At 61.3% G+C, this 18,550-nt stretch carries 15 protein-coding genes; 13 read left to right on the top strand and 2 right to left on the bottom strand.

Features of this window, described 5'->3' with window-relative positions; all coding sequences use genetic code 11:
• Window positions 1-42: 42 nt before the first annotated feature.
• On the bottom strand, window positions 43-1,248 hold the full coding sequence (gene carA, locus N2600_RS15270; protein ID WP_260296692.1) for a glutamine-hydrolyzing carbamoyl-phosphate synthase small subunit: 1,206 nt from the start codon (window positions 1,246-1,248) through the stop codon (window positions 43-45).
• 270 nt (window positions 1,249-1,518) lie between these two features.
• Here carA and N2600_RS15265 point away from each other — a divergent pair, with 270 nt between their 5' ends.
• On the top strand, window positions 1,519-1,974 hold the full coding sequence (locus N2600_RS15265; RefSeq protein ID WP_017965267.1) for a GatB/YqeY domain-containing protein: 456 nt from the start codon (window positions 1,519-1,521) through the stop codon (window positions 1,972-1,974).
• Between the two features lie 3 nt (window positions 1,975-1,977).
• On the opposite strand, the gene N2600_RS15260 is transcribed toward N2600_RS15265, so the two are convergent.
• The gene (locus tag N2600_RS15260) at window positions 1,978-2,868 is read right to left on the bottom strand and encodes a hypothetical protein (protein ID WP_260296690.1); all 891 of its coding nucleotides are present in this window, start codon (window positions 2,866-2,868) and stop codon (window positions 1,978-1,980) included.
• Window positions 2,869-3,538: 670 nt separating this feature from the next.
• Here N2600_RS15260 and dnaG point away from each other — a divergent pair.
• From dnaG to N2600_RS15200, 12 genes are all read left to right on the top strand, one after another.
• Window positions 3,539-5,548, top strand: coding sequence for a DNA primase (gene dnaG / locus N2600_RS15255; RefSeq protein WP_260109106.1), 2,010 nt, complete (start codon window positions 3,539-3,541; stop codon window positions 5,546-5,548).
• Window positions 5,548-7,416 carry a DNA helicase RecQ gene (gene recQ / locus N2600_RS15250; protein WP_260296686.1) on the top strand — a complete coding sequence of 623 codons (1,869 nt, stop codon included), beginning with the start codon at window positions 5,548-5,550 and terminating at the stop codon, window positions 7,414-7,416. Before dnaG ends, recQ begins: the two co-directional genes overlap by 1 nt.
• A 69-nt stretch (window positions 7,417-7,485) precedes the next feature.
• Complete coding sequence (locus N2600_RS15245; protein WP_260296683.1) at window positions 7,486-8,214, top strand: class I SAM-dependent methyltransferase; 729 nt, start codon at window positions 7,486-7,488, stop codon at window positions 8,212-8,214.
• Window positions 8,215-8,279: 65 nt separating this feature from the next.
• Entirely contained in the window at window positions 8,280-9,467 is a 1,188-nt protein-coding gene (locus N2600_RS15240; RefSeq protein ID WP_260296680.1) for a glycine C-acetyltransferase, read from the top strand.
• Window positions 9,468-9,793: 326 nt separating this feature from the next.
• Window positions 9,794-10,732 carry an IS110 family transposase gene (locus N2600_RS15235; protein ID WP_260109994.1) on the top strand — a complete coding sequence of 313 codons (939 nt, stop codon included), beginning with the start codon at window positions 9,794-9,796 and terminating at the stop codon, window positions 10,730-10,732.
• Window positions 10,733-10,832: 100 nt separating this feature from the next.
• Window positions 10,833-11,870, top strand: coding sequence for an L-threonine 3-dehydrogenase (gene tdh, locus N2600_RS15230; protein ID WP_011652887.1), 1,038 nt, complete (start codon window positions 10,833-10,835; stop codon window positions 11,868-11,870).
• 467 nt (window positions 11,871-12,337) lie between these two features.
• A complete protein-coding gene (gene rpoD / locus N2600_RS15225) occupies window positions 12,338-14,395 on the top strand; it encodes an RNA polymerase sigma factor RpoD (RefSeq protein WP_017965213.1) in 2,058 nt (685 codons plus the stop codon).
• 320 nt (window positions 14,396-14,715) lie between these two features.
• Complete coding sequence (locus N2600_RS15220; RefSeq protein WP_017965212.1) at window positions 14,716-15,009, top strand: GYD domain-containing protein; 294 nt, start codon at window positions 14,716-14,718, stop codon at window positions 15,007-15,009.
• A 446-nt stretch (window positions 15,010-15,455) separates the two neighbouring features.
• A complete protein-coding gene (locus N2600_RS15215) occupies window positions 15,456-16,193 on the top strand; it encodes a DUF930 domain-containing protein (protein WP_260296678.1) in 738 nt (245 codons plus the stop codon).
• 36 nt (window positions 16,194-16,229) lie between these two features.
• Complete coding sequence (locus N2600_RS15210; protein ID WP_222386516.1) at window positions 16,230-17,333, top strand: DUF930 domain-containing protein; 1,104 nt, start codon at window positions 16,230-16,232, stop codon at window positions 17,331-17,333.
• Window positions 17,334-17,404: 71 nt separating this feature from the next.
• Window positions 17,405-17,605 carry a hypothetical protein gene (locus N2600_RS15205; RefSeq protein WP_260298899.1) on the top strand — a complete coding sequence of 67 codons (201 nt, stop codon included), beginning with the start codon at window positions 17,405-17,407 and terminating at the stop codon, window positions 17,603-17,605.
• A 106-nt stretch (window positions 17,606-17,711) separates the two neighbouring features.
• The gene (locus N2600_RS15200; protein WP_222386515.1) at window positions 17,712-18,509 is read left to right on the top strand and encodes an APH(3') family aminoglycoside O-phosphotransferase; all 798 of its coding nucleotides are present in this window, start codon (window positions 17,712-17,714) and stop codon (window positions 18,507-18,509) included.
• Window positions 18,510-18,550 lie beyond the last annotated feature (41 nt).

Below are 18,550 nucleotides of genomic sequence, written 5' to 3'. Positions count from 1 at the left end.
GGCGCTCTAAGCGGCCCCATCGGAAATCGGTGTTGCTTGAAATCAGCGTTCGGCGAGCGCCGGTTCGCCCTTCTTCTCGCGCACCATGTTGATGAAGCGGCGGAAGAGATAGTGGCTGTCCTGCGGGCCGGGAGAGGCTTCCGGGTGGTGCTGGACCGAGAAGACCTGCTTGCCGAGGACGCGCAGGCCGCAATTGGTGCCGTCGAAAAGCGAAATATGAGTCTCTTCAACGCCATCGGGCAGCGACTTCGAGTCTACCGCGAAGCCGTGGTTCATCGAGACGATCTCGACCTTTCCTGTGGTATGGTCCTTGACGGGATGGTTGGCGCCATGATGGCCCTGATGCATTTTCTCGGTCTTCGCGCCGAGTGCCAGGCCCAGCATCTGGTGGCCGAGGCAGATGCCGAAGACCGGGATATCGGTTTTAATAAGCGTCTTGATCACGGGCACGGCATATTCGCCGGTTGCCGCCGGATCGCCCGGGCCGTTCGACAGGAATATGCCGTCCGGCTGCATGGCGAGCACATCTTCGGCGCTCGTTGCGGCCGGCACGACCGTCACTTTGCAGCCGAGGCCGGCAAACAGGCGTAGGATGTTGCGCTTGACGCCGTAATCCAGGCAGACGACGTGGTATTTCGCGTCCGTCGCCTTGAGTTCACCGTAACCTTCATTCCACACCCACGGCGTTTCGACCCATTGCGAGGACTGGCCGGACGAGGCGATCTTGGCAAGGTCGAGACCTTCGAGGCCGCTCCAGGCTTTGGCTTCGGCCTTCAGCGTCTCGATGCCGAAGACGCCGTTCGGGTCGTGGGCGATCACCGCGTTCGGAGCGCCGTTCTCGCGGATCCAAGCGGTCAGCGCGCGCGTGTCGATGCCGCAGAGACCGATGACGCCGCGGGCCTTCAGCCATTGGTCGAGGTGCTTGGCGGCGCGGTAGTTCGAGGGGTCCGTGATGTCGGCCTTGAAGATGACGCCGACGGCGCCATGGCGGGCGGCGGGGGTCAGATCCTCGATGTCTTCATCATTGGTGCCGATATTGCCGATATGCGGGAAGGTGAAGGTGACGATCTGGCCGAGATAGGAAGGGTCCGTCAGGATCTCCTCGTAGCCTGTCAGCGCGGTGTTGAAGACCACTTCGGCCGGCACCTTGCCGGTGGCGCCGATGCCCTTGCCTTCGATGACCGTGCCGTCGGCAAGAACGAGCAGGGCGGTCGGCTTTTCGATTGTCCAGGGTGCTGTCGCGGTCATCTTCATCCCGTTTCCGGCAGGTGGGCGCGTTGCCGCGGCTCGCCGCCTTTTGATCTCGCAGGCGTGTGGACGCGGCAATGCCGCGCGCTTCAGGCCTGATCACGAATTTTGGTGCAGGTGGCGGTAAATAGCCACGCAATCGCTTAGCGTCAATCTTTGTAGCCGAGATTGCCGCCGTTTTCCTGCGCTTTATCGCACTGACCGCGCAATTTATTTGATCCCCCGCATCAGCCTGGTTTATGAAGCGGCATCAAAACAGGAGTGAAGACCATGCTGCGCGATCAACTCGCCACCCAGCTGAAAGAGGCGATGAAGGCCAAGAATGCGGAGCGGCTGTCCACCGTCCGGTTGATTCAGGCCGCGGTCAAGGACCGCGATATCGCCAATCGCGGCATCGGCAAGGAGCAGGCGAGCGACGACGAGATCCTTCAGATTCTCGCCAAGATGGTGAAGCAGCGCGACGAATCGGCAAAGATCTACGAGGAGAATTCCCGGCCGGAGCTTGCCGCCAAGGAGCGCGCCGAAATCACCGTCATTCAGGATTTTATGCCGACGCAGCTTTCGGACAGCGAAGTGCGCGCCAACGTGTCGGCGGTCATCGCCGAAATGGGTGCCGCAGGCGCCAAGGACATGGGCAAGGTGATGGCGGCGCTCAAGGAGCGTTACGCCGGCCAGATGGATTTCGCCAAGGCGTCGGCGACCGTCAAGGAACTGTTGAACGGATAAGCCTCAGATGGCGCGTCTTGCCTGCGGTTTGTCACGGACCGCAGGCCCGAGCACCGCTTCGGCGGCGGCATCGATGATGGCGAATTTCGCCGCCTGATAATTCCAATATTCGCGGATGAAGTGGGCCGACAGCCAGAAGTCGCCCTTGCGGGAGGGTTCGGTCCAGCCAATGCTCTCCATGGTCGCCGCCTGCATCAGAAGGCGCTTCAGGTGGGTGTTGGAGATCATGAACTGTTCGCGGATTTCCCTGAGCGACAGAGGGCCGAGTACGACGCGGTCGGCCGTCCTTGGAAATTCGGGAAGGCGCGAGATCAGGTAGTCCATCACCAGCCCGCCGGAATTCGCCCAGTTGAAGAGGTTGAAGGTGGCGCCCGGATTGCGGACCGCCTCACTCCCGATGATCGCCCTTGCGATCAGCGGCTGGATCGCTGCCATCATCGCCGAGGGATCGGCGGTGATCTTATTGGCGCGCTCACCACCGTCGAGACCGTCGAGGATCATCATATGGGCGACGAGCCATCGGGCGAAATGCTGCTCGGCGATTTCGGTGGGCTCCAGGTAGCGTGTGCGCTTATCGGGACCGGGAACCGGTCGCAGGAAGCGATAGGCCAGCATTTCCTGTATGAAGGCCGCAGCCGTGTTGCGGCTGGCAATATCGTTCCTGACTGCAAAATCGATGAAGCGGCCGGAATAGAGGCCGCCGCTCTTCCCGTCGTCGGAATAACCGTAATGAAGCGCGAAGCCGGCATGGGCCATCAGCCAGCGCTGCTGCGCGGCGAAGATCGAGGCGATGCGCGGGCTCTCGCGATAGATGGCGAGCATCTGATCGGCGCAATGAAGGATGGCCGCGAGAAAGCGGTCGTCTGCTGCAAGATTGTCCGCGGTAAAAGCCATTTGGAGAGGTCCAGGGAGTTCGGCGCATCCATCTTTCATGCGAGCGCCGCCTGTCAACGGTTTTGTCAATAAGCGGTTAATTTCAAAAGGAGAGTCGTCGCAAGAGAGCACAAAATTTAAGAAGGCAGGAGCTGGGGGCGCTCCTGCCTTCTTGCTCTTTGCGTCCGCCGGCACGCAGGGCCGAAGCCCAAGCCGGAGGGTATTTGCAAAGGCACCCTTGCGAAGCGGCGCCGGGGGTAGGGATGGTGCTTCGCTCGGGGATCGCTTTGTTGAGATCGAACCTATTGCGGTGCAGCGGCATATTCAAATTACAAAAAAATAATAATTGCCGGAAACGGTGGTTTAAGAGGCGTCGAGGCGGACTGTCGGGAAGTGGCGAGCAGAATGATGAGGCGCAATCATCTGAAGGGGTAATCCATTGTTTCAAAAATATTTTTTCTCACCTCTGTTGGATGCCGCCGCTCTTGCCGAAGCTTTTCTGACGGCGGAATTCTGGCTCTGAAGGGACAATAATGTCGCACCCTGTCGCAGGGGGCGATAACGTGTTGTTGATTGGATAATCGGAACCGCCGATGACCGCCACATAGCCTGTGAATAGCGGGTTTTCATGACAAGTTTCGTGGCATGGAGCGGAAAAGCAGCTTATATGGAGGTTGGCCAAGAGGTATAAATGCGCTTTTCCAACACCTTTCTCGATGATATCCGCGATCGCGTTCCGATTTCGAACGTGATTTCGCGCCGCGTCAGCTGGGACAAGCGCAAGACCAACGTGTCGCGCGGCGATTACTGGGCCTGCTGCCCGTTCCATGGCGAGAAATCGCCGAGCTTCCATTGCGAGGACCGAAAGGGCCGCTACCACTGCTTCGGCTGCGGCGTCACCGGAGACCATTTCCGCTTCCTGACCGAGCTGGAGGGCCTGAGCTTTCCCGAGGCGGTGCAGCAGATCGCCGATATGGCCGGCGTGCCGATGCCGCTTGCCGACCCTGTGATGGAGAAGCGCGAGAAGGAGCGCGGCTCGCTGATCGACGTCATGGAAATGGCGACACAATTTTTCCAGGATCAGCTGCAGACGGCGAACGGGGCGAGGGCGCGCGCCTATCTGCGCGACCGCGGATTGACGGGGCGCACCATCGAGACCTTCCGTCTCGGCTTTGCGCCTGACAGTCGCAATGCGCTCAAGGAATTCCTCGCCGGCAAGGGTGTCTCCAAGGAGCAGATCGAGGCCTGCGGCCTGGTCGTCCATGAAAACGTGCCGGTTTCCTACGATCGTTTCCGCGACCGCATCATGTTCCCGATCCTTTCGTCGCGGGAAAAGGTGATCGCTTTCGGCGGCCGCGCCATGTCGGCCGATGCGCCGGCGAAATATCTGAACTCCAACGAGACGGAGCTCTTCCACAAGGGCAATGTCCTTTACAATTTCGCCCGCGCGCGGCGCGCGATCCAGGGACCGGGCCGCAGCGACGGTCAGGACGACGATGCGACCGGCACGATCATCGCCGTCGAAGGCTATATGGATGTAATCGCGCTCTATCAGGCGGGCATAGAGAATGCTGTCGCGCCGCTCGGCACGGCGCTTACCGAAAACCAGCTCGAGCTGCTCTGGAAGATGGTGCCGCAGCCGGTGCTCTGCTTCGACGGCGACGGCGCCGGCATCCGCGCTGCCAACCGCGCCGCCGAACTGGCATTGCCGCATCTGAAGCCCGGCCGTTCCGTTCGCTTTGCGCTTCTGCCCGACGGCAAGGATCCCGACGATCTGGTGCGCGATGATGGGCGCGCGCCTTTCGACAAGGTGATGAGCCAGGCAAAGCCGCTCTCCGAGATGCTTTGGAGCCGGGAGATCAATACCGGCAAGTTCGACACGCCCGAGGCGCGCGCCGAGCTCGAGGCGCGGCTGAAGCAATTGGTCGCTGTCATCGCCGACGAGAACGTCCGCCGTCACTACCAGCAGGATATTCGCGATCGGCTGAACGTCTTCTTCCAGCCGCAGTTCCAGAACCGCAATAATGGCGATCGCCGCGGCGGCTTCAACGGCAATGGCAATTACCGGACGGGCCGCGACAATGCGGGCAAGGCCGGGCCAAAAAGCCCGAGCGTCATTTCCGAAAGGCTCGCCCGTTCAGGCCCGGTGCGTGGCCACCAGAACAATACGGCACTGCGGGAAAGCGTGCTGGCGCTGACCGTCGTCAATCACCCCTCGCTGATGATCGACGATTATGACGAGATCGCCGCGATCGAATATGACAGCCGCGAGCTGCAGCGGCTCTGGTCGGCGATGCTGGGGGCGGCCGCGGCTGTCGCCGGCCCGCATCTGACACGCGAATATCTGACCGAAAGGCTGGAATTCGAAGGCTTCGGCCCGCTCATCAAGAGCCTCGACCAGCAGGTGCGCAATGCCCGGCTGTGGATCGCGACCGAGGAGGCGGCGATGGAGGATGCGCGTGAGGGATACCGCCAGGCGCTGGCCTCCCACAAGCGGGCGAAGGCGCTGCGCCGGCAGAAGATCGAGCTCGAGCGCGAAATCGCGCTGGCGACCGAAGCCGGCGACGGCGAGGCGATTGTTCAGCTGATGCGAGCGCAGCAGGAAGTGCATTTCGAAGGGGTGCGCCTAGAGAACCAGGAGGCCATCATCGATGGCTTCGGCGTGCTTTCCGGCCGCGTCAAAGGGGCGGCGAACCACTGATGTCGCTGACCGAACGAAACGAACCGGACTTTTCCGCTTCCGGCGCGCTGTTTTCTTCCGGCCGCTCGCCGCTCGATATCCTCAAGCAGGTCTACGGCTATTCCTCCTTCCGCGGCAAGCAGCAGCAAGTCGTCGAGCATGTGGTTTCCGGCGGCGATGCGGTCGTGCTCTTTCCCACGGGTGCCGGCAAATCGCTGTGCTTCCAGATCCCGGCGCTCTGCCGCGACGGCGTCGGTATCGTCGTTTCGCCGCTAATTGCGCTGATGCGCGATCAGGTGGAGGCGATGAAGCAGCTCGGCATCCGGGCGGCCGCGCTCAATTCGTCGCTGTCGCGCGAGGAGTTCGTCGAGGTTCGCCGCGCGCTTTCGGCAGGCCAGCTCGACCTTCTCTATGTGACGCCCGAGCGCATTCTGACCGATGGTTTCCGCGAGCTGATCGCCAACGAGAAGATCGCGCTGTTTGCCATCGACGAGGCCCATTGCGTCTCGCAATGGGGTCATGATTTCCGGCCGGAATATCGCGCTCTCGGCCGGCTTGGCGAGCAATATCCCGGTGTTCCCAGAGTGGCGCTGACGGCGACGGCCGATCCGCATACGCGCGACGACATCATCGAGCGGCTGGGGCTCGATGCTGCCGAAATCTTCACCACCAGCTTCGACCGACCGAACATTGCCTACGAGATCGTCGAGCGCGACCAGCCGCGCCAGCAACTGCTGAGGTTCCTGTCCGGCCACAAGGGCGACAGCGGCATCGTCTATTGCCTGTCGCGCGCCAAGGTCGAGGATACGGCGGAATGGCTGAACGGCCAGGGCATTCGCGCCCGTGCCTATCATGCCGGCATGGACAGGGCGGTTCGTGACGCCAATCAGGATGCCTTCTTGAAGGAAGAGAATCTTTGCCTGGTCGCCACCGTCGCCTTCGGCATGGGCATCGACAAACCGAACGTGCGTTATGTCGCCCATCTCGACCTGCCGGGCTCGGTCGAAGCCTATTATCAGGAGACAGGCCGCGCCGGCCGCGACGGCCTGCCGTCCGAAGTCTGGATGGCCTATGGCATGGCCGACGTCATCCAGCGCGGCCGGATGATCGACGAGGGCAGCGCCGCCGCGGAGATCAAGCGGGTCGAACGCGCCAAGCTCAACGCATTGCTGGCGATCTGCGAGACCGCCTCCTGCCGCCGTCAGGCAATTCTTGCCCATTTCGGCGAAGCGCATGCCGGACAATGCGGCAATTGCGACACCTGCCTGAAGCCGGTTGAGACCTGGGAGGGCACGGAGGCGGCGATCAAGGCGCTGGCGGCCGTCTACCGCACCGGCGAGCGTTTCGGCACTGGCCATGTCGTCGATGTCCTGCTCGGCAACGTCAACGAAAAGACCGAACGTTTCGGCCATGCCGAAATGCCGGTCTTCGGCGCCGGCAAGGATATTCCGGCGCGCGCCTGGCAGTCGGTCTTCCGCCAGTTGCTCGCCATGGGGCTGATCCGCGTCGACCACGAGGCTTTCGGGGCGCTGAAGCTGGAGCCGGAGGCGCGCGCCGTCTTCAAGCACGAGCGGCAGGTGTTCTTCCGCAAGGACCGCCCGGCCTCGGAACGGCGCACGAAGAAGGCAGAGCGCAGCGAACGCAAATCGGGACTGTCGGGCGCAGACGGCGGTCTTTTCGAGGCGCTCAGGGCCGAGCGCATGGCGATCGCCAAATCGCTCGGCGTGCCGCCCTATGTCGTCTTCCCCGATACGACGCTGATCGCCTTCGCCACGGAGCGACCTCGCAGCCGCAAGGAGTTGCTCGCCATATCAGGCGTCGGGCAGGCGAAGCTCGAACGTTACGGCGATGCCTTCCTCGAGATCATCCTGGCGCGGGACAACGGCTGAGCAGACCCGTCTGATCCTTGAGATCGGACGAGGGGGCATGGTATTCCTGCTCTTAAGGGAGGAGTGCCGATGGCCCAGAATATCTACGACCGACCGGAATTCTTCGCCGGATACAGCGGCATGAGACGATCCTTGTACGGGCTCGACGGAGCATCGGAGTGGCCGGCGGTGCGCGCGTTGCTGCCCGATCTTTCCGGCAAGCGTGTTGTCGATCTCGGCTGCGGCTTCGGCTGGTTTTCGCGTTTTGCCGTGAGCCAGGGTGCTGCAAGCGTGCTTGCGCTCGACATCTCGGAAAAGATGATCGCCAGAGCGAGGGCCGATACGGCTGACGCAGCGATCACCTACGAGATCGCCGATCTCGAGCGTCTCAGACTTGCTCAAGCCTCCTTCGATTTCGCCTATAGCTCGCTGGCGCTGCATTATATCGAGGATTTCGCCGGTCTCGCCGCGACGGTCTATCGCGCGCTTTTGCCGGGATCGCAATTCGTCTTCACCATCGAGCATCCGATCTTCATGGCGCCGACCAATCCCGCCTGGGCCACCGATGCCGAAGGGCAGCGCATCTGGCCGCTCGACCGCTATTCCGTCGAAGGTCCGCGCACCACCGACTGGCTCGCCAAGGGTGTCGTCAAGCAGCATCGCAAGCTCGGCACCACGCTCAACACCTTGATCGCGGCCGGTTTTGCCATTCGCCATGTCGAGGAGTGGAGCCCGAGCGAAGATGAGCTCCAAGACAATCCAGACTGGGCCGAGGAGCTGGACCGGCCGATGTTCCTGCTGATTGCGGTTCAGCGCTGAGAAGACAAACGGGCGGCAATATGCTAACCCGGCGGGCAAACGGAAATCTCCGGGAAAGGCCGTCCATGACCTCGCAATTTCTCTCCCATCTCAGCAACGAGATCTCGGCGCTGAAGGATGCCGGCCTCTACAAATCCGAGCGCGTCATCAGCTCCAAGCAGGCGGGCGAGATCGCGATTTCCACCGGCGAGCGGGTGCTGAATTTCTGCGCCAACAACTATCTGGGCCTTGCCGACAACGAGGAACTGGCCGAGGCCGGCAAGCAAGCGCTCGACCGATACGGCTACGGCATGGCCTCGGTGCGTTTCATCTGCGGTACGCAGGAAGAGCATAAGCAGCTCGAGGCGCGCATCTCCTCCTTCCTCGGCATGGAAGACACGATCCTCTATTCCTCCTGTTTCGACGCCAATGGCGGTCTCTTCGAAACGCTGCTGTCGGAAGAGGACGCGATCATCTCCGACGCGCTGAACCACGCCTCGATCATCGACGGCGTCAGGCTTTCGAAGGCCAAGCGCTTCCGCTACGCCAACAACGACGTGGCGGCACTCGAAGAGGAACTGAAAAAGGCCGAAGGCAGCCGCTTCAAGCTGGTTGCCACCGACGGCGTCTTCTCGATGGACGGAATCATCGCCAATTTGGGCGGTGTCTGCGATCTCGCCGAGAAATACGGTGCGATGGTCATGGTCGATGACAGCCATGCCGTCGGTTTCGTCGGCAAGAACGGTCGCGGCTCTGCCGAACATTGCGGCGTCGAAGGCCGGATCGACATTATCACCGGCACGCTGGGCAAGGCGCTCGGCGGCGCCTCGGGCGGCTATACCTCTGCCAAGGCCGAAGTTGTGGAGTGGCTGCGGCAGCGCTCGCGGCCCTATCTGTTCTCTAACACGCTGGCGCCCGTCATCGCCGCCGCCTCGCTCAAGGTGTTCGACCTTATCGAAAATGGCGATGCCTTGCGCAAGCGCCTTTCCGACAATGCCGATCTGTTCCGCACCGAAATGACCAAGCTCGGCTTCACGCTTGCCGGCGAAGGCCATCCGATTATCCCCGTCATGCTGGGTGATGCCAAGCTCGCCCAGGATATGGCAAGCCTGATGCTGAAGAAGGGGATCTATGTGATCGGCTTCTCCTTCCCCGTCGTGCCGAATGGCCAGGCCCGCATCCGCACGCAAATGTCGGCGGCGCATTCGCGGGCGGATGTGGAGCGGGCAATCGCGGCCTTTGCCGAGGCAGGGCGGGAACTGGGTGTGATTTGAGAAAGGCTTTCCCCTTCTCCCCAGCGGGGAGAAGATGTCCGTCAGGACAGATGAGGGGGCGGAGCGAAGCGACGTTTCGAGCGGCAAGCGAGGAACAACGTAAGGTTTATATGGCGTGCCGTGCCGCCCCCTTGTATCTGCATGTTAGATTTTATGTGCGATGGAAGCGATTGAGCCTCTGGCTGGGTGGCCACCCAGCCAGAGGCGTGACGAAGTCGCCCGTTTCCCCCTCCGGTTACAACCGTGGATGAGCCTGGGATCTTCGTCATCGTCACGTACGACCGAATAGTCGCTTGGCTTCAACCGCACGCACAAGGCAGGTTACCGTGAACAGAGTTATATGTGGAGTGGATGTTTCGAAGGACTGGCTGGATGCGTTTATCCGCCCGTCCGGGGTTTTTGAGCGTTTCAGCAACGATGCGGCCGGCATCGGCGCGCTGGCTGCGCTCTGCCGGGAGCAGGGTGTCGAGCTCGTCGTCATGGAGGCGTCGGGCGGCTACGAGCGTTCGGCCTTCCTGCTGTTGTGGGAGTTGGGGATCGCCTGCGCGCTTGCCAATCCGCGCCATGTGCGCCGCTTTGCCGAGGCCATGGGCTTTCTGGAAAAGACCGACCGGATCGATGCGGCGATGATCGCCCATTATGCCGAGGCCAGGCGGCTGTCTGCCCTGCCGCCGCCGAAAGCCGCGCAGCTGCGGCTGTCGGCGCTGATGACGCGGCTGTCTCAGGTCACCAGCGATCTGACCGTCCAGAGGCAGCGCCGCAGTGCTGCCCGCGATCAGCAGAGTGTGGCAAGCCTCGACGAAGTGATCGCGCTTCTGGTGCGCCAGAGCCGCACCCTTGAGGGCGAGATTGCCTCGATGATCGACGACGATCCGCTCTGGGCCTGCCTCAACCAAGCCTTTCGCTCGATCAAGGGGGTGGCGGACCGTACCGTTGCCCGGCTGATGGCCGAACTGCCCGAAATCGGCCGAATCTCCAACAAGGCGATCGTCAAACTGGCCGGCCTGGCGCCGATTGCCAACGATAGCGGCAAACGCAGCGGACCCCGGCCGGTGCGCGGCGGGCGCTCCGGACCGCGTGGCATCCTGTTCCTGGTCGCCGCCACCGCGGCCAGGTACGATCCGCATTTGGCTGCCTTCAGGCAAAGGTTGCAGAGCGCTGGCAAGCCAAAAATGGTTATCCGCATTGCGCTCGCCCGAAAACTGCTGGTCATTCTCAATGCAAAAGCACGGGATGCGCGAAGAGAATTCGAATGCGCAACTTGACAACCCAGATAGTCGCTCATCCGCCCTACGGCACCTTCTCCCCGACGGGGAGAAGAGGGAGTAGCGAAGTCGAGCACCAGAACAAGGGCGGATATTGTCGATGTCGAACATGATGAAGGCGCTGGTCAAAGCGAAACCGGAGGTCGGGCTTTGGATGGAGAATGTGCCTGTGCCTGAGGTCGGGCCGAACGATGTGCTGATCCGGGTGAAGAAATCGGCGATCTGCGGCACCGACGTCCATATCTGGAACTGGGACCAGTGGGCGCAGAAGACCATTCCCGTGCCGATGGTGGTCGGCCATGAATTCTCCGGCGAGATCGCCGAGATCGGCTCGGCGGTCACCCGCTATCATGTCGGCGAGCGGGTCTCCGGCGAGGGGCATATCGTCTGCGGCAAGTGCCGCAACTGCCGGGCGGGCAGGGGGCATCTCTGCCGCAACACGCTCGGCGTCGGCGTCAACCGCCCGGGCTCCTTCGGCGAATTCGTCTGCATTCCCGAAAGCAATGTCGTGCCGATCCCGGATGATATTTCCGACGAGATCGCCGCGATCTTCGATCCGTTCGGCAATGCCGTGCACACCGCGCTTTCCTTCGATCTCGTCGGCGAGGACGTGCTCGTCACCGGCGCCGGGCCGATCGGCATCATGGGCGCGCTCGTCGCCAAGCGATCCGGCGCCCGCAAGGTCGTCATCACCGATATCAATCCCCACCGGCTGGAGTTGGCGCGCAAGCTCGGCATCGACCATGTCGTCGACGCATCGAAGGAAAACCTCGCCGACGTGATGAAGGCGATCGGCATGACGGAGGGATTCGACGTCGGGCTCGAAATGTCGGGGGCCGCACCTGCCTTCCGCGACATGATCGACAAGATGAACAATGGCGGCAAGATCGCCATTCTCGGCATCGCGCCGGCGGGCTTCGAGATCGACTGGAACAAGGTGATCTTCAAGATGCTCAATCTCAAGGGCATCTACGGTCGTGAGATGTTCGAGACCTGGTACAAGATGATCGCCTTCGTCCAGGGCGGCCTCGACCTTGCGCCCATCATCACCCACCGGATCGGCATCGACGATTTTCGCGACGGCTTCGAGGCGATGCGGTCGGGCAACTCCGGCAAGGTTGTCATGGACTGGATGTGAGGGGTCGAACGGTTTTTGCCGCCGGCACAACAGCAAAACCGGCAGAAAATCCTGCGTATAAGACCGCGCGGCGGGCAAAATTCTTGCTGCCCTTGTCTTTCGTTCGCAGCATCTTAAATAAGGGTTCGCAATCGCTGCCGCGGTTCAAAGCCTGTGGATAAGGCTTTTTCCGTATTTTTGTGGGCTTTTTTTCTGGAAAAGCTTGACGAGAACAAAAAATGTGGGAATCACCGTTCGACTTGTTGAATGGTGAACTGGGTCAAGGCGGATCGCGCAACCATGGCCGGAAATCCAAAAGCAAGAAAGCTTTGCTGTCCGGTGCCGGTAATCGTGGTTAATCAGGCTTTAAATGTCATCCCGTTAGGTGGGCAAAGGTGATTCGAGGGCGGCGCGTGCGGCGCGTCAGGCCCTGAGACAGCCCGTTCACCGTAGCGAGATTGGATAGCGTCAGGAAGGCGACGATATAAATGGCAACCAAGGTCAAAGAGAACGAAGACGCGGAAGTCGAACGCGACGGCGCAAGCGACGGCCCTCTTCTCGATCTTTCCGACGACGCGGTCAAGAAGATGATCAAAGCCGCCAAGAAGCGCGGCTACGTGACCATGGACGAGCTCAATGCGGTCCTGCCGTCCGAAGAAGTGACGTCCGAGCAGATCGAAGACACGATGTCGATGCTGTCCGACATGGGCATCAACGTCATCGAAGACGAGGAAGCCGAGGAAGCCGGTGCTTCCGGCGGCAGCGATGACGACGACGCCGGCGGCGAGGAGGAGAGCGAAGGCGGCGAACTCGCGCCTTCGAGCGGCACGGCGCTAGCGACCGCCAAGAAGAAAGAACCGACCGACCGTACCGACGATCCGGTTCGCATGTACCTGCGCGAGATGGGCTCGGTGGAGCTTCTGTCCCGCGAGGGCGAAATCGCGATCGCCAAGCGTATCGAGGCCGGCCGCGAAACGATGATCGCGGGCCTCTGTGAGAGCCCGCTGACCTTCCAGGCGCTGATCATCTGGCGCGACGAGCTCAACGAAGGCACGACGTTGCTGCGCGAGATCATCGATCTCGAAACGACCTATTCCGGCCCTGAAGCCAAGGCTGCACCGCAGTTCCAGAGCCCGGAGAAGATCGAGGCCGATCGCAAGCTCGCAGAAGAGAAGGAAAAGACCCGTCGCGCCCGCTCCGGTGACGACGACATCACCGATGTCGGCGGCGAAGGCCTGCCTCCCGAAGAGGAGGAAGAGGACGAGGACGAATCCAACCTTTCGCTGGCGGCGATGGAAGCCGAGCTTCGCCCGCAGGTGATGGAGACGCTCGATACGATCGCCGAGACTTACAAGAAGCTGCGCAAGCTGCAGGACCAGCAGGTCGAGCAGCGGCTGTCGGCTTCCGGCACGCTGTCCACTGCCCAGGAGCGCCGTTACAAGGAGCTCAAGGATGAGCTCATCAAGGCCGTCAAGTCTCTGTCCTTGAACCAGAACCGCATCGACGCCCTGGTCGAGCAGCTCTACGACATCAACAAGCGCCTCGTTTCCAACGAGGGCCGCCTGCTGCGTCTGGCCGAATCCTATGGCGTCAAGCGTGACTCCTTCCTGGAACAGTACCAGGGCGCCGAGCTCGATCCGAATTGGATGAAGTCGATCGGCAATCTGGCCGCCCGCGGCTGGAAGGAATTCGCCAGGGGCGAAAACACGACGATCCGCGACATTCGCCAGGAAATCCAGAATCTGGCGACCGAAACCGGTATCTCGATCTCGGAATTCCGCCGCATCGTCCATATGGTGCAGAAGGGCGAGCGCGAAGCGCGTATCGCCAAGAAGGAAATGGTCGAAGCGAATCTTCGCCTGGTCATCTCCATCGCCAAGAAATACACGAACCGCGGCCTGCAGTTCCTCGACCTCATTCAGGAAGGCAATATCGGCCTGATGAAAGCGGTCGACAAGTTCGAATACCGCCGCGGTTACAAGTTCTCGACCTATGCGACATGGTGGATCCGTCAGGCGATCACCCGTTCGATCGCCGACCAGGCCCGCACGATCCGCATTCCGGTGCACATGATCGAGACGATCAACAAGATCGTCCGCACGTCGCGCCAGATGCTGCACGAGATCGGCCGCGAGCCGACGCCGGAAGAACTGGCGGAAAAGCTGGCCATGCCGCTCGAAAAGGTCCGCAAGGTCCTGAAGATCGCCAAGGAGCCGATCTCGCTCGAAACCCCGGTGGGCGACGAAGAGGATTCGCATCTCGGCGATTTCATCGAGGACAAGAACGCGCTGCTGCCGATCGACGCCGCCATCCAGGCGAACTTACGCGAGACGACGACCCGCGTTCTTGCCTCGCTGACACCACGCGAAGAACGTGTTCTGCGCATGCGCTTCGGCATCGGCATGAACACCGACCACACGCTCGAAGAAGTCGGTCAGCAGTTCTCGGTCACCCGCGAACGTATCCGACAGATCGAGGCGAAGGCGCTGCGCAAGCTGAAGCATCCGAGCCGCTCCAGAAAGCTGAGAAGCTTCCTCGACAGCTAAGGCTTCGGCCACGTCGTTCTGATTGGAAAAGCCGGGCTTCGCGCCCGGCTTTTCCTTTTGTGATTAATACCAATGATCCCGGCATCTTTCTTGTCCCTCCAGGGTGACAAGCCTATAATCCGGCTACGGGGGAAGGCATCGATCGCAACCCGCGATCGCGAGCTGACGTGTGCCTGCGTGAACGAATCCTCCGCTAGATCCGGATAGTTTCAGGCCGGACAGGCCTGAAATCTGAATTCGGATCCACATCAAAGAAATAGAGCGTGACGTCGTCCGAAAACGGCTGACACTTTTCGGCGCCATGCTCTGGGAGGTGCGACATGACCACTTACATTCTTTTGATCAATTGGACGGATCAGGGCATCCGCAATGTCCGCGACTCGGCAAAACGGCTCGATGCGGCGAAAAAATTGCTCGCCGGCGTCGGCGGCTCCTTCAACCAGTTCTTTCTGACGATGGGCGGGCACGACATGGTCGCCGTCTGCGAGGCGCCCGATGACGCAGTCATGGCGCATTTTACCCTCTCGCTGGCGATGGGCGGCAATGTCCGCACGGAGACGCTGAAGGCGTTCCCGGAGGCCGCCTACCGGGATCTCATCGGCTCGCTCGGGTAGCTAGAGCCTTTCCGGGTTAGATTGCAGCATTCTGTTGGCTCAAACGGAGTCGGATGGTCGACCGGCCGGCGCGCGTCGTAGCCCATCTCTACGGCCAAGCCGGCCGATCGATCAGCCGGCCCGTTTCAGCCAACCCGAAGGGCCGGGCATCTTTCCGCCAGGATCAGAGGCGATCGGCTCGGACGTACCTTGGGGTATGCCCGTCGCCAATCGCCTCTGCCCTGACGAAAACCTGCTCCGGCAGAATGCTTCAATCTAACCCGGAAAGGCTCTAGGGCCGGCGATCGTCGATCTTAGACGTTGCGGAGTACTCGCTGCGCTGGCAGTGTTGCGGCGTGCTTCAATTTCCGCGGCAGGCTCCGGCCCGACTTTTCGGCAAGCTCATGATGAAAGCGCTCCTCAGTTTCATGATCGTCATCGATCGCCCGACAGCCGCTTCCTGACCGATGGAACTGGCGGCGGGCAAATGGGATGACGGGATGCAGCGGGGCGCTGCGGCGTCGTTCGCGCTGCATGCCATCGCGATCCTGGTCCTTCTGCTGCTGTTGCCGAAGGCCGAGCCGCCGCTGCCATCGCCGGATGACGGCCTCTCGGTGGAGATCGTCCCGCAGGCTGCGGAACCGCTGAACATGCCCGAGCCTGTCAAGGCGCCTTCGCCGGAACAGGCAAAGCCTGAAGCGGCAAAACCCGAAGCCGAGCCGGCGGCGCCGGTTACAAATAATCCGCCTGCTGCGGCAATGCCATCTGTGGCACCGATCACTTTGCCAATGCCAAAGCCGGCGGAATTCGTCGAGGCAAGACAGCTGTTTTCCGACAAGGTCCTAGCCGATCGACGCAGCCGCCGCGCCCGCGAGGCGCTACGTGGTCTTGGTGGTAGCGAGCGCAATCTGCAGCTCTGTGACCTCGAGGCGCTGGAGCAGGTGCGCCGGGCGCAGCCGGCCATGGCGCCGGATGCGCTTGCGCCCTATGCGATGGCGGCGGAGCAGGTCAGCGGCAACAATGTCGAGGTGAAGGGCGGCGCCTTCCGCAGCAAACGGAAGTGGTACAACATTCAGTTCAAATGCGAGCTCGATGCCGGCTCCGGCAAGGTGGTGTCCTTTGCCTTTCTCGTCGGCGATGCCATTCCGCAAGGCGAATGGCAAGAGCACAATCTGGTGGCCGACGATGGAGCCGCCGACCAATAACTCTCGCCGCTGCTGCGATCACGCGGTTTTTTTCTTTTGTGGCTTGATGCTGCCGGCTTTAGAGGCCACATCGCTGCTGTGACAGAAGAAGACGTAGAACCGGCGGAAACGCAGCACGAAACGGGAAAGCAGCGGCCTGAAATCCGCTGGGGCGTCGTCGCGTCCGTTGCTGCGCATATTCCTATCCTTGCTCTTCTGATTTTCGGGCTGCCGAAGATCGAGCCGAAGCCTGCCGAAGACGAAAGCGTGAAGGTGGAGCTCGTTCCGCCGCCGGAGGACAAGAAACCGGAGCCCAAGGAAAAACCACCGGAGCCGAAGCCGCCGGAAGAGGCCAAGAAGGAACCACCTCCGCCTCCGCCGCCTCCACCACCGCCACCACCGCCACCGCCGGCCGGCAAGACTCCCGAGCAAGCCAAGCCGAAGCCTATGCCGACTCTGAGCCCTGTCATCGAGTTTGGCGAGAGGAATAGCGGCCCCGAAAAGTCGTTGGCGGGAAACTCTCCTCAGGGCGAAACCAAACCCGCAACAACTCCGCCGCAGCACGATGCCGAACCGGAGCAGATGCCGACAAAGGCTGCTGCAGAAAAACCAAAAACTGAGGAGCCTCCGTCAAAGCCGGTGCCGGACGATGTGAAGCTTCCTGAGGTCGCGATGACTGACGTTTCCCCAGAGCGTAATGGGCCGCCGACAGGCGTCTCTGGCGAAGCCAATACAAGTATCGAGCGGGCCAAGCCGCCGGAGCAGCAGACCGCTGAGAAACCGAAAGTGATAGCTAAAGACGATCTGCCCAAGGCAAAAACTCTGTTTTCACGGACGGAAGATGGCAGTTTGTTTGCGCAAACTGCGGTCAGCGGTCTTCCGCGCAAAGAGCGAGTGGCCACGCTTTGCGCCACCGAGCTTCAGGGCCAACTCGTTCACGGTTCGCCGCGTTATTTCCCGTCCGCATTGCCTAGTTTTGGATTGCGAACCGGTACCATCCTTGATGTGAGAGATGCCGCCTTTGGCACGGTCAAGGGCTGGTACCAGGTTCGTTTCCGTTGCGAGGTTGATGAGGAAGCCACGAAGGTCGTGTCGTTTGCCCACGAAGTTGGTGGATTGATCCCCCGCAGTCAGTATGCGAAATATGAAATTCGTGACTAGTCCTAGCGATCCTGGATTGCGTCTCATTCGGGAACAAGCCACGCGCAAGGAACCGCACCTAGCCTTTTCTCATGGCCGTGATGATTCCGGTGAAGAAAAGGACAGATGATATGTCGAACGAGATTGAGCGTTTTTTTGAGCGACAGGACGAAGCCGTCATTGCGCTGTTCCTGGAAAACAAAGGCGACGAGTTGACCGATATTCTGGTGGCTGCTCTGGAAGAGGCTTTCGAAATTCTTCTCGAAGCCGCGCCCGTCGAAACCGTTCATTGAGGTCGGAGAAGGCTCGCTCAGTCTGCCAATGTGTGCTGATCGATCGCGCCGCTTGCGGTGCCCCGCCTTGTCGGGATAATGCGCCAGCATCAATGGCCCAGATATCATGTCGATTTTCCAAGAGGATCAACCACCGTCAGCGGGCGCGCTTGATGCCCGTCTGGCCGGCTACCGGTTCGAACGCGATGCGCTCGGCCGTTCCGCCGCGCGCGTCTTCCGGCTGGAAGCGCTTGGATTGCCGACGCTTTATCTGAAAGTCGAAGAGGCCGGTCCCTTCGGCGAACTCGCTGACGAAGCAGCCAGGCTTCATTGGCTCAAGGCTTCCGGTCTGCCATGTCCCGATATCATCGCGGAGGACAGCGATGGTGTGCACAATCGGCTGCTGATCAGCGCGCTCCCAGGGGGTGATCTCGCGCGCGCATCGGTGCTGACGCCGCTTGCGCGGGTCGAGCTGTTGGCTGCGGCGCTCCTCGAACTGCATCGCCTGCCGATCGCATCCTGCCCGTTCGACCATCGGCGGGAGAGGCGAATCGCGGCCGCAAAGGCGCGGATGCAGGCCGGCATCGTCGACGAGACCGATTTCGATGAGACGCGGCTTGGAAAGAGTGCCGAAGCTCTGTTTGCCGAACTCCAAAGCGGGAGGCCGGACAGCGAGGATCTCGTCGTTACCCATGGTGATGCCTGCCTGCCGAATTTCATCGCTTCGGAAGACGGGTTCTCCGGCTATATCGACTGCAGTCGTCTCGGCGTCGCTGACCGCTATCAGGATATCGCACTCGCCTGCCGCAGCGTCGCCTATAATTTCGGCGAGGCGCTGGTGCAGCCCTTCCTTGATCGCTACGGCATGCCGGCCACGGATCTGGCGAGACTTGATTATTATCAGCTGCTCGACGAATTCTTCTAGGCAAGCATCTTAGCCGCAATGATTGCGTCATCTCACGGCGG

The sequence above is a fragment of the Rhizobium sp. WSM1274 genome, assembly GCF_025200775.1.
GTDB classification, from domain to species: domain Bacteria; phylum Pseudomonadota; class Alphaproteobacteria; order Rhizobiales; family Rhizobiaceae; genus Rhizobium; species Rhizobium leguminosarum_I.
The sequence above is the reverse complement of the archived record's forward strand: the minus strand, read 5'-3'. Positions and strand labels throughout refer to the sequence as shown.

Excerpts from the sequence above, each read along its gene's own strand:
- carA (WP_260296692.1), bottom strand. The coding sequence starts at position 1,248 with ATGACCGCGACAGCACCCTGGACAATCGAAAAGCCGACCGCCCTGCTC.
- N2600_RS15265 (WP_017965267.1), top strand. The coding sequence starts at position 1,519 with ATGCTGCGCGATCAACTCGCCACCCAGCTGAAAGAGGCGATGAAGGCC.
- N2600_RS15260 (WP_260296690.1), bottom strand. The coding sequence starts at position 2,868 with ATGGCTTTTACCGCGGACAATCTTGCAGCAGACGACCGCTTTCTCGCG.
- dnaG (WP_260109106.1), top strand. The coding sequence starts at position 3,539 with ATGCGCTTTTCCAACACCTTTCTCGATGATATCCGCGATCGCGTTCCG.
- recQ (WP_260296686.1), top strand. The coding sequence starts at position 5,548 with ATGTCGCTGACCGAACGAAACGAACCGGACTTTTCCGCTTCCGGCGCG.
- N2600_RS15245 (WP_260296683.1), top strand. The coding sequence starts at position 7,486 with ATGGCCCAGAATATCTACGACCGACCGGAATTCTTCGCCGGATACAGC.
- N2600_RS15240 (WP_260296680.1), top strand. The coding sequence starts at position 8,280 with ATGACCTCGCAATTTCTCTCCCATCTCAGCAACGAGATCTCGGCGCTG.
- tdh (WP_011652887.1), top strand. The coding sequence starts at position 10,833 with ATGTCGAACATGATGAAGGCGCTGGTCAAAGCGAAACCGGAGGTCGGG.
- rpoD (WP_017965213.1), top strand. The coding sequence starts at position 12,338 with ATGGCAACCAAGGTCAAAGAGAACGAAGACGCGGAAGTCGAACGCGAC.
- N2600_RS15220 (WP_017965212.1), top strand. The coding sequence starts at position 14,716 with ATGACCACTTACATTCTTTTGATCAATTGGACGGATCAGGGCATCCGC.
- N2600_RS15215 (WP_260296678.1), top strand. The coding sequence starts at position 15,456 with ATGGAACTGGCGGCGGGCAAATGGGATGACGGGATGCAGCGGGGCGCT.
- N2600_RS15205 (WP_260298899.1), top strand. The coding sequence starts at position 17,405 with ATGGCCGTGATGATTCCGGTGAAGAAAAGGACAGATGATATGTCGAAC.
- N2600_RS15200 (WP_222386515.1), top strand. The coding sequence starts at position 17,712 with ATGTCGATTTTCCAAGAGGATCAACCACCGTCAGCGGGCGCGCTTGAT.